We start from the raw sequence: 17764 nt of genomic DNA, 5'->3' as shown, positions 1-17764 counted from the left end.
GCGCGTCAGTAGAGGTTGGGCAGCAGGGCGGCGGCGTTCTCGTAGACCGCCCACAGCAGGGCGCCGACGACCGGCGCCGCGGTCAGGTAGACGGCCGAGCGCCGCCAGTACCGGGCCAGCAGCAGCCCGCCGACCACCGCGCCGAGCAGGGCGAGCGACCAGAGCTGCAGCGTGGCCAGCGCGCCCTTGTCGGCGGCCAGCGCCTTGTCGTACGGGACGGTCGCGGGCCGGCCGCCGGGGTTCTGCTCGGCGGCCCCGTCGAGGCGGGCGCCGATCAGCACCGTGGAGCCGGGGATCCAGTCGGAGTCGCCGGTGACGAGCACCAGCCGGTTGCGGGCCGGGTCGACGATCGGGTGGTCGCCGTCGCCGTACACGTTGACGGTGTAGGTGTACCTGCCCTGCGCGGTGACGGCCTCGATCCTGTCGCCGACCCGCAGCTTGGACAGCTGCGCGAACGGCGCCCCGAAGGTGGCGCCCCGGCCGAACACCACGGCCACCCCGGCCTGCCCGGGCAGTGCGGTGTCCCGCCGGTGGCCGGGCCCGCGCATCAGGTCCCGGCCGGTGGTGCCCTCGACGACGACGGTCTGGTGCAGCCCGATCGCCGGGATGTCGATCAGCGCCACCGGGTCCCCGTCCGGCGCCGAGCCGGTGGGCGCGACGGCCCGGCCCAGCTGGTCCCTGAACGTCTTGTACGCGGTGGACTGGTAGTGCCGCTCCTGGACGTGCGAGAGCGTGAACAGGAACCCGACGAAGCCCATGACCAGCGCGGCCGCCAGGCTCACCGCCCAGGCGCCCTGCAGGAACCGCCGCCGACCGGCGGAGACGGCCGGACGGGCCGTCTCCACCACGGGCGCCGGAGCGGGAGCGGGGGCCGCCGCCGGAGCGGTCGGCTTCTCCAGCACGGGGGCGGTCACGCGGCACCGCCGGAGCCGCGCCGCTTGCGCAGCAGTCGGCGCCCGAGCAGCGGCGGCACCAGGACGACGGCGAGCAGTTCCAGCGCCGTCAGCGTGGACAGCGTCCAGTCCTCGGGCCGCCCGGACACCTCGACCACGTTCGCCGCGACCTCCGTCGCACCGCCGCGGCCGCGGGCCACGACCTGGCCGGTCTGCGGGTCGATCTCCTCGGGACCGTCGGCGGGGGCGTTGGGGTCGGCGGCCGCGGCCGCCGCACCGGGCGCGTTCGGGTCGCCCGCGCCCCCGGCGCCACCACCGGTACCGCCCGTGCCACCGGCGCCGCCGCCCTTGCCACCGGTACCGCCGGCCGCGCCGCCGCCGTTGTCGGAGCCGCCCTTCTTCTGCGCCTTGCCGTCCGAGCCGACGACGCAGTCCAGCGGCTGGCCCGCCTGGTCGCAGGGGCTCGGCTGCGGTGCGTTCTTCAGGATGGTCAGCTCACCGGCCGAGTTGAAGGTCGGGTTGTTGCAGTTGGACAGCGTGGCCGGGTCGACCGGGCTGGCGTTGCCCGGGATCGACTTGGTCTGCAGCAGCCCGCCCTTGACGAGGTTGCGCGGGATCGGCGAGTACCCGAGGCCGTCCGCCTCCGCCTGGCCCTCGCACAGCACGTACGAGATGAACTTGGTGAGCGCCGCGCCCTTCTCGTTGGTGAAGCGGCCCGGCGGGGGCAGGGCGGCTCCGGCGCGCGGCACGATCAGGTAGCTGTAGCTGGAGATCGGGTAGGAGCGCGGGTCGTTGTTGGTGTAGACGCCGTCGAGGTTCTGCTGCAGGTAGTTCGGGTCGCTCGCCGGGGTCTGGTCGTCGACGCCGCGGATCCTGGCGGCGGTGAGCGCGATGGCCACGTTGGAGGCGGTCGGCAGCGAGTAGTAGCCGGCCGGGTTGAGCACCTTCACGACCGGCCAGTTGCTGAGCTTGGCGAAGGCGTACTCGTCGTAGCCGATGGTGCCGTCCCCGGTCGGCGCCTTGATGTAGCCGGCGACGATGTCCGAGCCGCTCAGCGCGGTCATCTTGTCGCCGCTGCGGGGGTAGAACTCGGTGTAGTCACCGCAGGGCACGCCGTTGACGGAGTTGCAGTACGCGTCCCACTGGTCCTTGTGGGTGTGCTCCATCCAGCGGGTGAACTGGGCGGTGGCCCCGGAGCCGTCCGAGCGGACCACCGGGGTGATCGGCTTGCTGGGGAGCTGCTTGCCGTAGTCGTTGGTGATCCGCTGGTCGTTCCAGTTCGTGATCTTGTTGGTGAAGATGTCCACGACGGTCTGCGTGGAGAGCCGCAGGTCGCGGACCTGCTTGCCGCCGACCGTCAGGTTGTACATGAACGTGGTGCCACCGGCGGTGATCGGGACGTAGGAGTACCCGAACTTCGGATCCTCCTTGCCGCCCGTGTAGTTGGCCTGGTTGGCCTGGCTCACGCCCTGGTCCTGGGCGGAGCGGAACGGCACGTCGGAGGCGGTGAAGTCGTCCGCCCCGTTCGCCCAGGACTGGCGGCCGGTCGCCGAACCGTTCCCGGTGAAGCTGATCTGGATGCCCTGCGGGCCGACGTCCTGGCGCCACTGGTCGATGGCCGGCTGTGCCCAGCTGGAGCCGTCCGCGGTCAGCGCGACGGACGCCGCGAAAGCCCGGGAGCCGGGCCCGAGCATCGGCGCCGCCGCGAGCAGGAACAGCGACATCAGCAGGGCGAGCCCGCGGGCCAGGGGGCGGCTTGCGGCCTCCCGTGACATGGGAACTCCTTGAGTACGGGGGGTGGTTGGCTGGTTCATCAGCTGCTCCCGGGCAACGGGACGGACGTGCCGGGGGCCGAGGTGAGGGCGGAGGCGGAGGCGGGGGCGGGGGCGGTCCTGACGGCCGCCGGGCGAGTGGTGGCCGCCGACCGGGAGCGCACCGAGGACTCGACCCGCCGGGCCTCCCGGTCGATGCGCCGCTTCTGGCGCCGGGTCAGTTCTCCCGGCTTGCGGCCACCGAGCACGCGGGCCGTGACGAAGAGGATCAACACCATGATCATCAACGTCATCGCGGCCGCGAAGGCGCGCGCCACCATCGGCTGGTGCGGCGACTTGACGTAGTTCCAGATGTAGAGCGGCAGCGACACCTGCTGGTCGTTGAACGGGTCGGCGTTCATCAGCGGGCTGAAGCCCGAGGTCAGCAGGACCGGCGAGGTCTCGCCGATGCCGCGCGCCATGCCGAGCACCACCGCCGTCACCAGACCGGGCCTGGCCGTGGGCAGCACCACGTTCCACACCGTGCGCCACTGGCTGGCCCCGAGCGCGTACGAGGCTTCGCGCAGCGTCCCCGGCACCAGCCGGATGACCACCTCGGCCGCCCTGGTGACGATCGGCATCATCATCACGGTGAGCGCGATCGAGGCCGCGAAGCCGCTCTTCTCCCCGCCGAAAGTGAGGATGAAGACACCGAGGACGAACAGACCGGCCACGATGGACGGCAGCGCGGTCATCGCCTCGACCAGGGTCCGGACGGGCCGGGCCATCCGACCGCCGACCTCGGACATGAAGACGGCCGCCGCGATGCCCAGCGGGACGGAGAACAGCGTGGCCAGGCCGATCTGCTCCAGCGTCCCGACGACCGCGTTGAGCGCACCGCCGGAGGTGATCGGGGAGAGCGAGGCGGTGTGCTCCATCGACTCGGTGAAGAAGTTGAGGTGCTGGGCCGCCTCCCAGCCACGCGCCGACACGTAGCCGACCTGGTCGGCGATCAGCCCGACCACCAGCAGGCCGGAGCTCCAGGCCACCACCGACACCAGCCGGTCGCGCACCACGAGCGAGCCCCACTGGAGGCGGCCCAGCATGAAGTAGCCCGCCAGGAACAGCAGGTACCAGCAGACCAGGAAGCCGAAGACGCCGCTGAACGGCAGAACGCGCTCGAAGAGCGTCCAGTCCAGCGCCAGCGAGCCGACCGCCGCGCCGACCACGGTGAAGACGTCCTCGCGGGTGACGCCGCCGAGCCGCACCTTGGTCTCGGGCCGCGACGGCGCCTCGGCGGCGTTCGCGGCGCTCGAGGCGTTCGAGGCGTTCGCGCCGGCCGCGCCGACCGGGCCGGGGGGCTCGGCCGCGGCGGCCGGGGGCAGGTCGAGCGTGGTCATCGGGTCGTCCCTTCCGGAGAGTTGGTCATGTCGGTGCTCCGCCTCAGTCCGCGGTGGAGGCCCCGGACCGGGACCGGTTGATCACGAATCCGGCCGCCACGTTGACCAGCAGGGTCAGCGCGAACAGCACCAGACCGGCCGCCATCAGCGCGGAGAGCGAGAGCTTGTCCGACTCGCCGAACCGCAGCGCGATGAGCGAGGAGATCGAGTTGGCACCGTTCTCGAGGACGTGCGTGATGACCTCGAAGTGCGGCGAGATGATCAGCGCGACGGCGATGGTCTCGCCCATCGCGCGGCCGAAGCCCAGCATCACCGCGCCGATCACGCCGCCCTTGCCGAAGGGCAGCACCACCGAGCGCACCATCCCCCAGCGGGTCGAGCCCAGCGCGTACGCGCCCTCCCGCTCGCCCTGCGGGGCCTGGGAGAACACCTCCCGGCTGAGCGAGGCGATGATCGGGATGATCATCAGCGAGACGACCACGCCGGCGATGAACGTGGACGAGGTGTAGGACGAGGCGACACCACCGGTGCGCACCCTCAGGAAGGGGATCACGCCGCCGAGGTGGTCGGAGAGCCAGCGGCTGAAGCCGACGATCCGGGGCTGGAGGAAGAACAGCCCCCACAGGCCGTAGATGATGCTGGGGATCGCCGCCATCAGGTCGACCAGCGAGATCAGCACGGCCCGCAGCCGCACGGGCGCGTACTCCGAGATGAAGACCGCCGTGCAGAGCGCCACCGGGACGGCGATCACCAGCGCGATGACGGCGATCAGCACACCGTCCGGCAGGACGGCGGCGATGCCGAAGTTGTGGGCCGCGATCTGCCACCGCTGCTCGGTCAGGAACGACCAGCCGCTCGCGCGGACCGCGTCGGCACCGCGCAGGAGCAGGAAGAACGCGATCAGGCCCATGATCGCGAACACGGACAGGCCGGCCAGGCGCAGCACCCCGCGGAACACCCGGTCCCCGGGCGTGGCGGAGACGATGATCGTGCGGGGGACGTCCTGGTCCGGCCCGTCGCCGGGGCGGCCTGGCGCCGACCCGCCGTACGGTGCCGCTGGCTGCGCGGCGGCTGTCATGGTCTGCTCTCCGGGCTCGGGGGCGGGTGCAGGGTGCGCTCGGTACGGGGGCGGGTGCGCTTCGGTGCCGTACGGGTGAAGCTCCGCGCGTAGCGGCGATGCGGGTGCGTACCCATTCGGCCAGCCTGAGGTGGCCGGACCGGGTCGCCAGTGTGTACGAGAACCCAACGCGGAAACTCCGTAGCGGAGTTGGGAACTCCAGCAGCAGGCATGACATGCCTCGGGCATGTTCAAACGCATCGCTGGGCCACTCAACCGCCTTGTCTCATAACGAACCTGACGATTCGACAGGACAACGACCCGGCGGGGCCGGAACGGCGGCCCCGCCGGGTCGTCAGGCGGTGGTGGGTCGGTGCGTACGGTCCTGCGCTACGGGCGTCGGATCACCCTCGACCAGACCTGGCGCACCCCGTTGACCGCCCTCTCCCCGGCGGGCGTACCCCCGAGGAAGAGCGCCGCCGGACCCCCGACCAGCAGCACCAGGCCCCCGATCAGCGCCACCGGCAGCAGCAGCCGGGCCGAGCCCGAACGGTCCGCCGCGGGAGTGCCGGCCGCGACCGGCGCCGCCGAGATCGCCTTGCCGGGCGAGGTCGGGCCGGCCGCCTTGCCGCCCGTGGCCGCGGCGCCCGCGCCACCGGCGGCAGCGGCAGCGGCAGCCGCGCCACCCGCACCACCGGCGACACCGGCGGCGGAAAGGTCACCGGTGGTCCCGCCGGAGACGGACCCTGTGGTGTCCCCGGCCTGCGTGGCCGGATTGCCCCCGGACGACCCGCCCGAGCCCGAACCGCCGTCACCGCCGGGAGCCGGCGGGTTCGGCGGGGCGGCCTGGTTGCCGGGCAGCTTGCTGTCCTGGGCCTCCAGGTGCCCGATGGCGTCGTTCGCCTGGGTGTGCTGAGCACCCGTCAGGGCGAGGAACCCGGGCGGGAGGTGACCCGGCTCGAAGCCGTAGACCTGGCCACCGGTGGTGATCGTCCGCATGTACCTCGTCATCGCCGTGACCTTGTCGGACGACAGGCCCTTGGTCGGCAGCATCGCGTAGTCGACGGTGGTCAGCGGGTACGCCTTCTGGTCGCGCGAGTAGGCCGTGTCCGGGGCGCCGTACGGCAGGGACTGCATCCCCGTCGCCGGGTCCACGGTCATGTCGGCCACCGCCGACTGGAAGCCCGGGACGTCGGGGGAGACGAAGCCGCCCGCCGCGTTCAGCAGCTGCGCCTCGGGCAGCGCGAACGCCTTCGCCTGGGCCGAGTCCATGACGGCGAACAGGGTCCGGTGCCCGATCGGCAGCGGCGGGCACGGGTCGTGACCGCCCTTCCCGTTGTCGTCGGTGCTCACGCAACTCGACCGGTTCTGCAGGAGCTTCCGCACCGCGTCCTTGATCCCGGTCGAGATCGGGTTCCACTCGAACTGCTTGTAGGTCTGGAAGGCCGGGTTGGGGTTGTCGGGGAATCCGGAGCCGTCCTGCCGGATGAACGAGTCGACCGGATACCCGGAGAACGCCGGGCGCAGGTAGTAGCTGTCCACGTGCATGCCCCAGGGGTCGTACTCCCCGTCCAGGAACCGCACCGCGTCCGGGTCGGAGGCGATCCACGAGGTCAACTGGTACGTCAGGTCCGAGATCCCGCCGTACACGGTCGGGGTGGTCTGGCTCGAATCACAGCCCGTCGGCCACGCGCCCTTGCCGTTGAAGGGCTGGGGGTTCAGCTTCTGGAACTCCGGGTCGTCGAAGATGCAGCTCGGGTTGCCCTTGACCGAGGGGACGTCGGTCCTCGCGTTGTAGGACTGGGTCAGCAGCTTCGCCACCAGCCGGGCGTTGAGCTTCATGTCCCTGATCTGCGGTCCCGACTGGTCGGCGTCCACGACGAACACCACGGAGATGCCCGACGAGACGATCGGCGCGTAGACGTACGGCTTGGGCGGTGGCGACTGCCCGTCCGGCCGGGCGGTGAGCACCAGGTCCTTCCTCCCCGCGAGGAACTCCGCCCGCGATGCCTGGTCACCGTTCGCGTAGCCGTAGGTGACCAGCATCGGGTCGCCGGCCTGGCACAGGCCCGTCTGCCACTGGTCCATCGCCCGCTTGGCGGGCTCCAGACCCGCCGCCGAGAACGCCGGCGTCGAGGCCGGGCAGTTCGTCGGGGTGGGCGAGAACGCCAGGGGCACCACGACCTTCAGGTTCCACGCGCACTGCTCGCTGGTCTGGAACTGCGTCGTCTGGTTGACGCCCCCCTGGAGGATGCTGTCGGAACCCACGGAGTAGTCGGTGGCGTCGAACCGGTGGTCCTCGCACTTGACGACACCCTTGTTCTTGGTGCCCAGCGCGTTGCCGCCGTAGTTGGGCTCCACCACGAGCGAGCACGGATGCTTGTCGTCACAGTTCAGGGAGGGGCTCTCCGCCGCGGTGAGGAGCTGGATGTCGGCGAAGCCCGAGCCGTCCGCTCCCGTCACGGCCAGCGCGTGGTTGTCCGGGAAGTCCGGGAACGTCGTACCGGGCTGCGGCCTCACCTGCTGGAAGCCCGCCGCGGCGTCCGCGTTGTACAGCGTGCTGCCGTAGCAGTCGGTGATCTTGGGGTCGGTGCCCCGGCACTGGTACACCCGCACCTGGTAGTAGGCGTTGACTCCGGTGTCCGGGCCGGCCGTCCAGGGCGCTCCGGCCTTGCTCGACGTCGGGGTGAACCCTGTCCAGCTGACGTGCACCATCTGGTTGACCAGGTTCTGGGTCTGCGCGACGGTGACGCTCCCGTTCGTGTCCCCGAACTTCTTCTCCTTGGGGAGCCAGACCAGGGGGCCCTGCTTCGTGACGGAGGACCCGGCCGCCAGCGCAGGTGTCACGGCGCCCAGGCCGATCGGCGCCACGCCGATCGCCACCACCACCGCCCACACCACGGCGAAGGCCGGCAGACGCTTGCGCCACCGGCCCGGAGATCTCCGGTCGGGCAGTCGGATTCTCATGGCGGGTACCTCCGTGCTACGAAGCGCCGCCGAGACACGCGGCGCAGGGGGATCGGGCAGCGAGCGGCCGACGGTTCCAGTACGCAGCCATTCGGCCAGCCGCAGGTGGCCGGATCCGGTCGCCCGCATGTACGACGCCCCAACGCGGTGACTCCGTCGCCGAGTTGTCTCACCGTCAGACGTGCGGGCCCGCGCCCGATCCGCGCGGGCCCGACGCTCACCTCCCGGCCGAGTGTCAGCCGGTGAAGGAGAAGGTGAAGGAGCCGACCTTCTGGCCCCCGGTGAAGAAGGTGGTGTTGAGCTGGGCGTCCAGGTACTTGGCCCCGTTCGCGTCCACCGTGAGGTTGTCGGCGGTCAGGTTCTGCGTGGTGCCGCTCTGGGAGGCGGCCACGGTGCCACCCGGCTTGAGCAGCGAGACCGGGTCGGTGCCGTCGGCCGGCACGCCGGTGATCCGCCAGCGGTCGGCGCTGAACGCCAGCTGCTTGAAGAGCACGCTCCTGCCGGTCTGGAGGTCGACGAAGAGCAGGCTGCCGTCGAGCGAGGCGTTGCCGTAGTACGACTTGAGGTTGATGCTGCCACCGGTCACCGGAAGGCTCGTCGCCAGGCCGGTGGTGCCGTCGTACGAGACGGAGGCGTTCGGCAGCGGAACGATGACCACGCCGCTCGCGGCAGCCGACTGGAGGAAGGCGTTGCTCTCGGTCACCACGGCGCTGCCGGTGGGGGCGGCGGGAGCGGTGTCGGCCACGGCCGCGCTGCTGAAGGCGGTCGCGGCGAGAACGACCGCGACGCCGCCGGCGAGGAACCGGGCGGTGATACGGGACATGCGAGCTCCTTGGGAGAGGAAGGTTTCGCTTCGGTGGTGGAACACCGGTCCGTGGGACCGGTCGACGGCCACGGGCGCGAAGCCCGTGGCCGTCGGATGGTGCGGGGTGGGTCAGCTCACGGAGGAGACGCCACAGGCGACGGAGGTCAGGAAGCCGTAGCTGGTGATGTCCGCGGCGGCGACGGAGTCGTTGCAGATCCAGCCGTCGGAGCCGAAGATCGCCTGGAGGGCCTGGCCGTGGGTGTCGGTCGCGGTCCACTCGGTGTTGCGGAAGACGTCGTACAGGCCACGGCCGAAGACCGTGTCGACCAGGCTCGTGTTGATCTGGCCACTCACGACGGGGGTGTAGGAGGTGCCGCCGACCACGACGTTGCGCAGGGTCAGGACACCGACCGCGTCCGAGCCGGAGGAGTGGCCGTTGGTCTGGCCGATGTAGTGACCGATCGAGTACGGGAAGACCGCGTTCGCGTCGTTCAGTGCGGCGTCGGTGCCCTCGTTCTCCTGCGGGCCGGTGGTGACGCAGGTGCCCGGGGTCGGGGTGCTGATCGCGGCGAGGAAGACCTGGCGCGTGCCGGAGTTGGCCTGCGGCAGGTACGGCTTGATGGTGGCGTTCGGCAGGCTGGAGCTGATCTGCTGCCAGTTGGTGTACGTGCAGTTGTAGATCTTGGTCAGCTGGTCCTGGGTCAGCGACGCCGGGGCGTTGCCACCGCTCTTGGCGGACCAGGTGATCGCGTCCTTGGCGAGCAGGACGAAGGCCAGGCCGTGCGGGTCGGAGGCACCGGCCGGGCGCGAGGACCGGGCGAAGTCCACGGTGGCGCTGGTGGTGTTGTTGAGGGTGCTGATGCCGGCGCCGGAGCCGTTCGGGCGGGCGATCGAGGAGGCGCCCGTCTTCGGGGTGATCGGCGAGGTGCCGGTCGCGTCCCAGCTGTACAGGTGCGGGGCGGTGGAGCCCGTCGGCAGGGAGGCGTTGTAGTCCGTGGAGAGCTGGTTCAGCAGCGCCTGGGTCGTGTCCGAGCCGACACCCACGATGTCGACGGAGGCGGGGGTGACCGACGGGTCGGCGACGGCGGTGCCGCTGACGACGGTGGCGAGGGAGGTCGCCAGGGCGGCGACGGTGAGCAGCTTGGCAGCGGTCTTACGCATGTTCCTCTTCCTCCGAAGGGAGAGATGTACATCGCGTTACCGGAGCCCGGGTTGGGGGCTCCGAGCCGGGGGCCGTGTCTGCTGCGGCCCCTCCGGCGATGCCGATCCTGTCCGGCCCGGGGGTTGCGCCGGAAGGGTGGTGGAGTGTGACCGAAGAATGTCGACTCATCGGTTCGACGAGGTTTAGTGACTGGTCAGCGTGGACGTGACCTACCTGTGGACGACCTTCCGAAACCGGTCGACGTTCTTCTCCAGGTGGCTGCTCGGGGTGTTGCCGGAAACCTGCGCTTCACCGGAACTGCACGTTCGGCGCCGGACGGCCGAGGACAGGGCCTAGAGGGGCCGGTTCCCGCCGCGCCGCAACTCCTGTCCCACGAACTGCAGTCCGGCCAGGAACCCCTCCACCCCCGCCTGGCACTGGTCCCTGCGCAGGTACCCCCGGGCGCTGCGGGCGACGGGAACGGCGTCCCCGGTGACCCGCCGCGTACTGCGCACGGGCATATAGGCGGCCCACACCCACTGGCGCCCCTCGGACTGGCCGAGCGAGCAGCGCAGCGCGGCCCGTTCGATGATCAGTTCCCTTACCGCCTCGGCGAGTTCGTCCTCGCTGCGGTACGTGCGCACGCCCACGCCGAGCGGCCGGCCGTTGGCGGCGCGCAGCGCCCAGCTCACGCAACGGTCGGCTGCGGGGACGATCAGCAGTCGCGGCCCCCGCCGCTCAGCGGCCATCGGGGCGTCTCAAGGACACGGCTCTTCGCGGGACTTGCGGTACTTGCGGGCCTTGCGGAACTTGCGGGACCTGATGAATCTGCTGAGTCTGCTGGGACTCCCGGGAAATCGGTTCCCGGGGCGGCTGTTTGGCCAGGAGCACCACGAACCGCCGGAACGCGTTCTGACAGGTGGCGTACCTCTCGTAGGCACGGCTCGACCGCACTTCGGGTAAGGAACGCGTTCCGGGAATGACCCAGATCCAGCCGATCCCTTCCCGCACATGGGTGATCCGCGCGGTGAGATCGGCGGCAGCGACGCGTAGGCCGTCGAAGCCGCGCTCGGCTTCGCCGGGTGTCTCGAACTGGGCGGCCGTGATGGCGACCACCCTTCCGTTCGGTGCTTTCAACTGCCAGCGGTAACGCCCGTCCGGGCCTCGTTCGGTCCGGAACCCCCCTCGACTTGCCCCTGCTGCGGCATTCCCGCGGCCGGAAGCGTCCACAGCCCCTCCGTCCGGTTTCCCCTCCGAGACGGAGCAAAGCTATGTGTGCACACTGAGCTGCCGGAACCCCAGGGCCTTCACAACTTGCGCTGTTGGTCGCGAAGTTCTCTCTTGTTCAGCTTTCACCAAAAACCGTCAGAGCCGGGCCGTCCACCTCACCCGGGTGCCCTTTCGGTGCGGCCCGGGCTCGTGCCAGGCGGCGCCGCCGAGGGCCTCCGCCCGCCGGGTGAGGTTGAGCAGGCCGCTGCGCCGCCCGCCCTCGGGGATGCCCACCCCGTCGTCGGTCACGGTGAGGACGACACCGGGCCGACCGCCCCGCTCCAGGTCCTCCGGGTCGCCGCCCATCGGCCGCCCGTCGTCGTCCAGGTGGACGGTCGCGTCGATCTCGACCCCCACCCGCGAGGCCCGCGCGTGACGCGCCGTATTGGAGAGCATCTCCCGTAGTGCGGCCAGCAGTTGACGTCCGGTCTTCTCCCCCACCAGGCTCTCCACCGGCCCGACGAAGCTCACCGCGGGCTTGAACCCGAGCGCCGCCGCGGCCTGGCCGGCCTCCCGCAGCACCCGCGTGCGCAGCGTGTCGGGGGCGTCGCCGTGGTCGTCGTGCTGCAGGGCGTAGATGGTGGTGCGCACCTCCTGGATGGTGGCGTCGAGCTCGTCCACGGCCTTGCCGATGCCGACCTTCACCCCGGGCACCATGGCCTGCCGGGCGGCGCTCTCCAGCATCATCCCGGTGGCGAACAGCCGCTGGATGACGAGGTCGTGCAGGTCGCGGGCGATCCGGTCGCGGTCCTTGAAGACGGCGAGGCGCTGCCGGTCGCGCTGGCCCTCGGCGAGCCGCAGGGCGAGGGCGGCCTGCGAGGCGAAGGTCTCGGCGAGCTGCTTCTCGCTGTCGGTGAACGGCACGGCGCCACGCGGGCGCCAGACGCAGAGGCCCCCGAGCACCCGCCCGGCGGCGACCATCGGGACGGCCATGGACGGGCCGAAGGCGCGGGCGCGCCGGATCACCACGGTCGGGTCGCTGGACATGTCGTCGAGGTGGACGCTCTCCCCGGCGAAGAGCTGCTTGGCGAAGCTGTCCTTGGGCAGCAGTTCGCCGCGCACGTACTCCGCGTCCTCCCCCGAGGCGTGGGCGACGCGCATCCGCCCGTCGCCGTCGCCGCCGGCCTCGGGGCCGGTGGGCAGGAGGATCATGCCGAGCGCGGCGTCCGCCAGCTCCCGTACCTGTTCGGCGGCGACGGTGAGCGCGCCCTCGGCCTGCTCGGTGGAGAGCAGCGCGCCGGTGACGGCGTTGGCTCCGGCGATCCAGCGTTCCCGGCGGCGGCCCTCCTCGTACAGGCGGGAGTTCTCGATGGCGACGCCGGCCGCGGCGGCGAGCGCGTGGACGACCTGCTCGTCCTCGGGGGTGAAGGCGCCGCCGCCCTTCTTCTCGGTCAGGTAAAGGTTTCCGAACACCTCGGCGCGCACCCGGATGGGCACGCCGAGGAAGGTCTTCATGCAGGGGTGGTGCGCCGGGTAGCCGGAGGAGCGGGGGTCGGCGCCGAGGTCGGCCAGGCGCAGCGGTTCGGGGCGGTCGATGAGTGCGCCGAGGATGCCGCGTCCGGTGGGCAGGTCGCCGATCCGGGCGGCGGTCTCGTCGTCGATGCCGACGTGGACGAAGTCGGCCAGGCCCGTGCCGCCGGGGGCGATGACGCCGAGGGCGGCGTAGCGGGCGTCGACGAGTTCGGCGGCCCCGGTGGCGATGCGGTGGAGGGTGGCGTGCAGGTCGAGCCCGGCGCCGATGGAGACCACCGCCTCCAGCAGCCGCTGCATCCGGTCGGTGACGGCAGCGGCGGACTGGAGGCGTTCGGAGACCTCGGTGACCAGCGTGTCCAGCCCGAGCGAGGCGATCTCGGGCACCCGGTGGGGCGCCGGCTCGGGGGTGGCGGCGGGGAGGTCTGGCGTGGGGTCCATGGAGAAAGCCTAGTTTGTACGGTTTTCAGCTAAAGGCAGGCGCGACCAGGCCGTCGGCCTCCCGCTCCCGCCGCCACATCGCGTGCAGCCGCCCGTCCGGGTCCGCGAGCAGCTCCGACCAGCCGCCCCGCTCGGCGACCCGCCCGCCGTCCAGCACCAGCACCTCGTCCACGGTGGCGTCGTCCAGTCCGGCCAGCCGGTGGGTGATCAGCACGGTGGTGCGGCCCTCGGTGGCGGCCAGCAGGTCGGCGGTGAGGGCGTCGGCGGTGGGCAGGTCGAGGTGCTCGGCGGGCTCGTCGAGGACGAGGACGGGGAAGTCGGCGAGCAGCGCCCGGGCCAGGGCGAGCCGCTGGCGCTGCCCGCCGGAGAGCCGGGCGCCGTGCTCGCCGACCATGGTGTCCAGGCCGTCCGGCAGGGTGTCCGTCCAGTCCAGCAGCCGGGCGGCGGCGAGGGCGGCGCGCAGTTCCTCCTCGCGGGCGTCGGGGCGGGCGAGGCGCAGGTTCTCCCGAAGCGAGCTGTCGAAGACGTGGGCGTCCTGTGCGCAGAGGCCGATCACCCGGCGCACGTCCTCCCCGGAGAGCGCGCGGCTGTCCACAGCCTGTGGACAGCCGTCGGCGAAGGTCACCGTCCCCTCGCCGGGCTCCAGGAAGCGCAGCAGCGCCTGGGCAAGGGTGGTCTTGCCCGAGCCGGACGGGCCGACCACGGCGATCCGCCGGCCGGACGCGAGGTCGAGGTCCAGCCCGGCGAGCGCGTCCCGCTCCTGCCCGGGGTGGCGCACGGTCAGGCCGCGCACGGCGACGGGCAGCGGCTGCTCGGGCAGGGCGACGGGCGCGACGGGCTCCACGACGGGCGCCGGGGCGAGGAGCACCTCGTCCAGCCGGGCCTGCGCCGCCCGGGCGCGCTGGCGGGCCTGGACGGCGAGCGGCATCCCGGTGACGGCCTCGAAGGCGGCCAGCGGGGTCAGCACCACCACGGCGAGGCAGACCGGCGCGAGCGCCCCGTCCCGTACGCCCTGGACGCCGACGGCGGCCGCGGCGGCGACGGTGAGCCCGGTGAGCAGCGCGATCAGCCCGGTGCCCAGCGCCGTGGTGGCGGCCGAGCGGGCCGCGAGCCGGGTCAGCGCGGCGTCGGCGCTGCGGACGGCGGCGAGCCGCCGGGGCAGGGCGCCCGCCACGGTGAGCTCGGCGGTGCCGCTGAACACGTCGACCACGCCGGCGGCCAGCCGCCCCCGGGCGGGGGCCTGACGCCGCTCGGCGCCGGCCGACCAGCGGGCGGCCAGCGCGGGCACCAGCACGCCCGCGAGCAGCAGCCCGAGGCCGAGCACCACCCCGGCGGCGGGCAGGAAGGCCCCCATCGCCACGGCCGAGGCCAGCGCCACCACGGCGGCGACGGCGGCGGGCAGCCGCCAGCGCAGGTAGCGGTCCTGGATCGCGTCGACGTCGGCGACGAGCCGGGAGAGCAGGTCCCCGCGCCGGAAGGCGGGCAGCCCTGCCGGGGCGAGCGCGGTCAGACGCCGGTAAACGGCGGCGCGCAGGGTGCCGAGGGTTCGGAGCACGGCGTCGTGGGAGACGAGCCGCTCGGCGTAGCGGAGGACGCTGCGGCCGATGCCGAAGGCCCGCACCGAGGTGACGGCCATCATCAGGTAGAGCACGGGCGGCATCTGGGAGGCCCGGGAGATCAGGTAGCCGGAGGTGGCCATCAGGGCGACGGCGCAGCCGAGGGCGAGCGCGCCGAGCAGGACGGACAGCGCCAGCCGGGGCGCGGCGGGCGCCGCCTCCTCTGATTCGTCCGTGACGGCCGGCGCGGCGGTGGGCCGCCCGCTGTGCGCGAGCGGAGCCGGCGGAGCGGCCGGGACGGGCGGTGGACCCTCCAGCCGCACCCGCTCCTCCGCCACCGCCAGCAGCGCCGGCCGGTGCGCGACCACCAGCACCGTGCGCGCGGGGTCCTCGGCGAGCGCCCGTACGGCCTCGACCACGGCCGCCTCCGAGGCGCCGTCCAGGTTGGCGGTGGGCTCGTCGAGCAGCACCAGCGGCCGGTCGTCGGCGAGCAGCACCCGGGCGAGGGCCAGGCGCTGGCGCTGCCCGGCGGAGAGCCCGGCGCCGTCCTCCCCCAGCTCCGCGTCCAGGTCGGTGACGAAGTCGAGCGCGTGCGCGGCGCGCAGGGCCGTCCACAGCTCCGCGTCGTCGGCCTCCGGCCGCTGCAGCCGCAGGTTGTCGGCGATGGTCCCGGCGAACAGGTGCGGGTGCTGCGGCACCCAGGCGATCTGCCGCCGCCAGCTCTCCGGTTCCAGCTCGGCGAGGTCGTAGGTGCGCCCGTCCGCCGCGGTGACCCGTACGGCACCGGTGTCCGGCCTGGTGAGCCCGAGCAGGACGGCCAGCAGCGTGGACTTCCCGGCGCCGCTCGGCCCGGTGAGCGCCGTCGTCCCGCCCGGGCGCAGCGTCAGCGACACCCCGTCCAGCGCGGGCTCGGCGCGCCCCGGGTGCCGTACGGCGACCCCCCGCACCGCGATGACGGCCCCGCCCAGCGCGGGCGCCGGCACCGTCCCGGCCGCCGGCAGCGGGGTCTCCAGCACCTGGAAGATCTCGTCGGCGGCGGTCAGCCCCTCGACGCTGGAGTGGTAGAGCGCGCCGACCTGCCGGATCGGGAAGTAGACCTCGGGGGCGAGGATCAGCACCACGAGCCCGGTCTCCAGGTCCAGCGTGCCGTCGACGAGCCGGAAGCCGATGGTGACGGCGACCAGGGCGACGGACAGGGTGGAGAGCAGCTCCAGCGCGAAGGAGGAGATGAAGGCGATCCGCAGGGTGCGCAGGGTCGCGCGACGGTAGTCGGCGGTGATCCTGGCGATGGTGGAAGCCTGGGCGCGGGCCCGGTTGAACACCTTGAGGGTGGGCAGCCCGGCGACCACGTCGAGGAAGTGGTGCGAGAGCCGGGCCAGCGTCTCCCACTGCCGGTCCATCCGGGCCTGGGTGGCCATGCCGATGAGCGCCATGAACAGCGGGATCAGCGGGAGCGTCCCGGCGATGACGGCGGCCGAGGTGAAGTCGGCGCCGACGATGCGCAGCAGCACCACCACGGGGACGACGACGGCCAGCGCCAACTGCGGGAGGTAGCGGGCGAAGTAGTCGTCGAGGGCGTCGACGCCCCGGGTGGCGAGGGTGGTGAGTTCGCCGGTGCGCCGGCCCGCCAGGTAGGACGGGCCGAGCGCGGTGGCGTGGTCGAGCAGCCGGCGCCGCAGGGTGGACTTCACCCGGGCGACGGACCGGTGCGCGGTGAGTTCGGTGAGCCAGCCGACCAGCCCCCGCCCGAGGGCGGTGAGGGCGAGCAGCACCAGCGGCCCGGTCAACTCGCCGACGCCGTCGCCACGTTGGAAGGCGCGGACGACGATCTCGGCGATCAGGCTCGCCTGGGCGACGACCAGGGCCGCGCCCGCCGCGCCGAGCAGCACGCTGCCGGCGAGGAAGGCGCGGGTGGTGCGGGCGTACCCGAGGAGTCGGGGGTCGACGGGCTTCACGGCCTCAGCCCTCGGTGACGGCGGCCGGCTGGTGACTGCCGGGGATGTGCTGGACGCCGATCCGCTTGCGGAACACCCAGTACGTCCAGCCCTGGTAGAGCAGGACCAGCGGGGTGAACACGGCCGCGACGATCGTCATCAGCTTGAGCGTGTACGGCGCCGAGGCCGCGTTGGAGACGGTCAGGCTCCAGGCGTCGTTCAGGCTGGAGGGCATCACGTTCGGGAAGAGCGACAGGAACAGCATCGCGACGGCGGCCACGACGGTCACCCCGGACAGGACGAACGCCCAGCCCTCGCGCCGCAGTTGGTTGGCCGCCAGGGCGCCGAGCAGGGCCACGACCGCCACGATCGAGGCGGCCAGGCTGCGGCCGTTGCCGCTGTCCACCTGCGTCCAGGTCAGGAAGGCCAGCGCGAGCGCGGCCGTGGCCAGGCCCACGCCCAGCGCGGCGGTGCGGGCCCGGTCGCGGATCTCGCCGACCGTCTTGAGCGCGGCGAACAATGCGCCGTGGAAGGTGAACAGGGTGAGCGTCACCAGGCCGCCGAGCAGGGCGTACGGGTTGAGCAGGTCCCAGAACGAGCCGACGAAGTTCTTCCGCGCGTCGATGTCCACGCCGCGCACGATGTTGGCGAAGGCCACGCCCCACAGGAAGGCCGGGAGCAGCGAGGTCCAGAAGATGGCCTCCTCCCAGTTGCGCTGCCAGCGGGCGCCGTCGCGCTTGGCCCGGTACTCGAAGGCCACGCCGCGCACGATCAGGCAGACCAGGATGACCAGCAGCGGGATGTAGAAGCCGCTGAACAGCGTCGCGTACCAGTCGGGGAAGGCGGCGAAGGTGGCGCCGCCGGCCGTCAGCAGCCAGACCTCGTTGCCGTCCCAGACCGGGCCGATGGTGTTGATCAGCACCCGGCGTTCGGCGGTGTCGCGGGCGAGCGGCTTGGAGAGGATGCCGATCCCGAAGTCGAAGCCCTCCAGGAAGAAGTAGCCGATCCACAGGACCGCGATCAGCACGAACCAGACGTCGTGGAGTTGCATGACCCTTGGTCTCCTTTCCGTGAACCAGT

The 17764-nt window shown here is 72.4% G+C and carries 12 protein-coding genes; all 12 read right to left on the bottom strand.

Annotation, left to right across the window (positions count from 1 at the left end):
* Nucleotides 1-5 precede the first annotated feature (5 nt).
* Nucleotides 6-914 carry a class E sortase gene (locus IH61_RS0128060; protein ID WP_031074802.1) on the bottom strand — a complete coding sequence of 303 codons (909 nt, stop codon included), beginning with the start codon at nt 912-914 and terminating at the stop codon, nt 6-8.
* Entirely contained in the window at nt 911-2668 is a 1758-nt protein-coding gene (locus IH61_RS49705) for a substrate-binding domain-containing protein (RefSeq protein ID WP_031074799.1), read from the bottom strand. Before IH61_RS49705 ends, IH61_RS0128060 begins: the two co-directional genes overlap by 4 nt.
* Before the next feature lie 38 nt (nt 2669-2706).
* Nucleotides 2707-4044: a phosphate ABC transporter permease PstA gene (gene pstA, locus IH61_RS41510; protein ID WP_063763287.1), complete on the bottom strand. Its 1338-nt coding sequence runs from the start codon at nt 4042-4044 to the stop codon at nt 2707-2709.
* 43 nt (nt 4045-4087) lie between these two features.
* Nucleotides 4088-5122 carry a phosphate ABC transporter permease subunit PstC gene (pstC, locus tag IH61_RS0128045; protein ID WP_031074795.1) on the bottom strand — a complete coding sequence of 345 codons (1035 nt, stop codon included), beginning with the start codon at nt 5120-5122 and terminating at the stop codon, nt 4088-4090.
* 369 nt (nt 5123-5491) lie between these two features.
* Nucleotides 5492-8068, bottom strand: a complete 2577-nt coding sequence (locus tag IH61_RS0128040; RefSeq protein ID WP_158845362.1) for a hypothetical protein — start codon at nt 8066-8068, stop codon at nt 5492-5494.
* Nucleotides 8069-8303: 235 nt separating this feature from the next.
* Nucleotides 8304-8891 (bottom strand): hypothetical protein, encoded by a 588-nt coding sequence (locus IH61_RS0128035; protein WP_031074790.1) that lies wholly within the window; start codon nt 8889-8891, stop codon nt 8304-8306.
* Nucleotides 8892-9002: 111 nt separating this feature from the next.
* Nucleotides 9003-10034 carry a PstS family phosphate ABC transporter substrate-binding protein gene (locus tag IH61_RS0128030; RefSeq protein WP_031074788.1) on the bottom strand — a complete coding sequence of 344 codons (1032 nt, stop codon included), beginning with the start codon at nt 10032-10034 and terminating at the stop codon, nt 9003-9005.
* A 333-nt stretch (nt 10035-10367) separates the two neighbouring features.
* On the bottom strand, nt 10368-10763 hold the full coding sequence (locus IH61_RS0128020; protein ID WP_031074785.1) for a hypothetical protein: 396 nt from the start codon (nt 10761-10763) through the stop codon (nt 10368-10370).
* Nucleotides 10753-11130 carry a hypothetical protein gene (locus tag IH61_RS0128015; protein WP_031074783.1) on the bottom strand — a complete coding sequence of 126 codons (378 nt, stop codon included), beginning with the start codon at nt 11128-11130 and terminating at the stop codon, nt 10753-10755. The genes IH61_RS0128020 and IH61_RS0128015 overlap by 11 nt, the downstream gene beginning before the upstream one ends.
* 249 nt (nt 11131-11379) lie before the next feature.
* The gene (locus IH61_RS0128010) at nt 11380-13194 is read right to left on the bottom strand and encodes a GAF domain-containing protein (protein WP_107057243.1); all 1815 of its coding nucleotides are present in this window, start codon (nt 13192-13194) and stop codon (nt 11380-11382) included.
* Between the two features lie 25 nt (nt 13195-13219).
* Nucleotides 13220-16705, bottom strand: coding sequence for a thiol reductant ABC exporter subunit CydD (cydD, locus tag IH61_RS0128005; RefSeq protein WP_031074778.1), 3486 nt, complete (start codon nt 16703-16705; stop codon nt 13220-13222).
* 4 nt (nt 16706-16709) lie between these two features.
* On the bottom strand, nt 16710-17735 hold the full coding sequence (cydB, locus tag IH61_RS0128000) for a cytochrome d ubiquinol oxidase subunit II (RefSeq protein WP_031074776.1): 1026 nt from the start codon (nt 17733-17735) through the stop codon (nt 16710-16712).
* Between the last annotated feature and the right edge of the window lie 29 nt (nt 17736-17764).

Origin of the sequence: Streptomyces sp. NRRL WC-3742 (genome assembly GCF_000720635.1) — a bacterium.
In the GTDB taxonomy this organism is placed as follows: domain Bacteria; phylum Actinomycetota; class Actinomycetes; order Streptomycetales; family Streptomycetaceae; genus Kitasatospora.
This window is presented reverse-complemented; position numbering and strand designations above follow the sequence as displayed.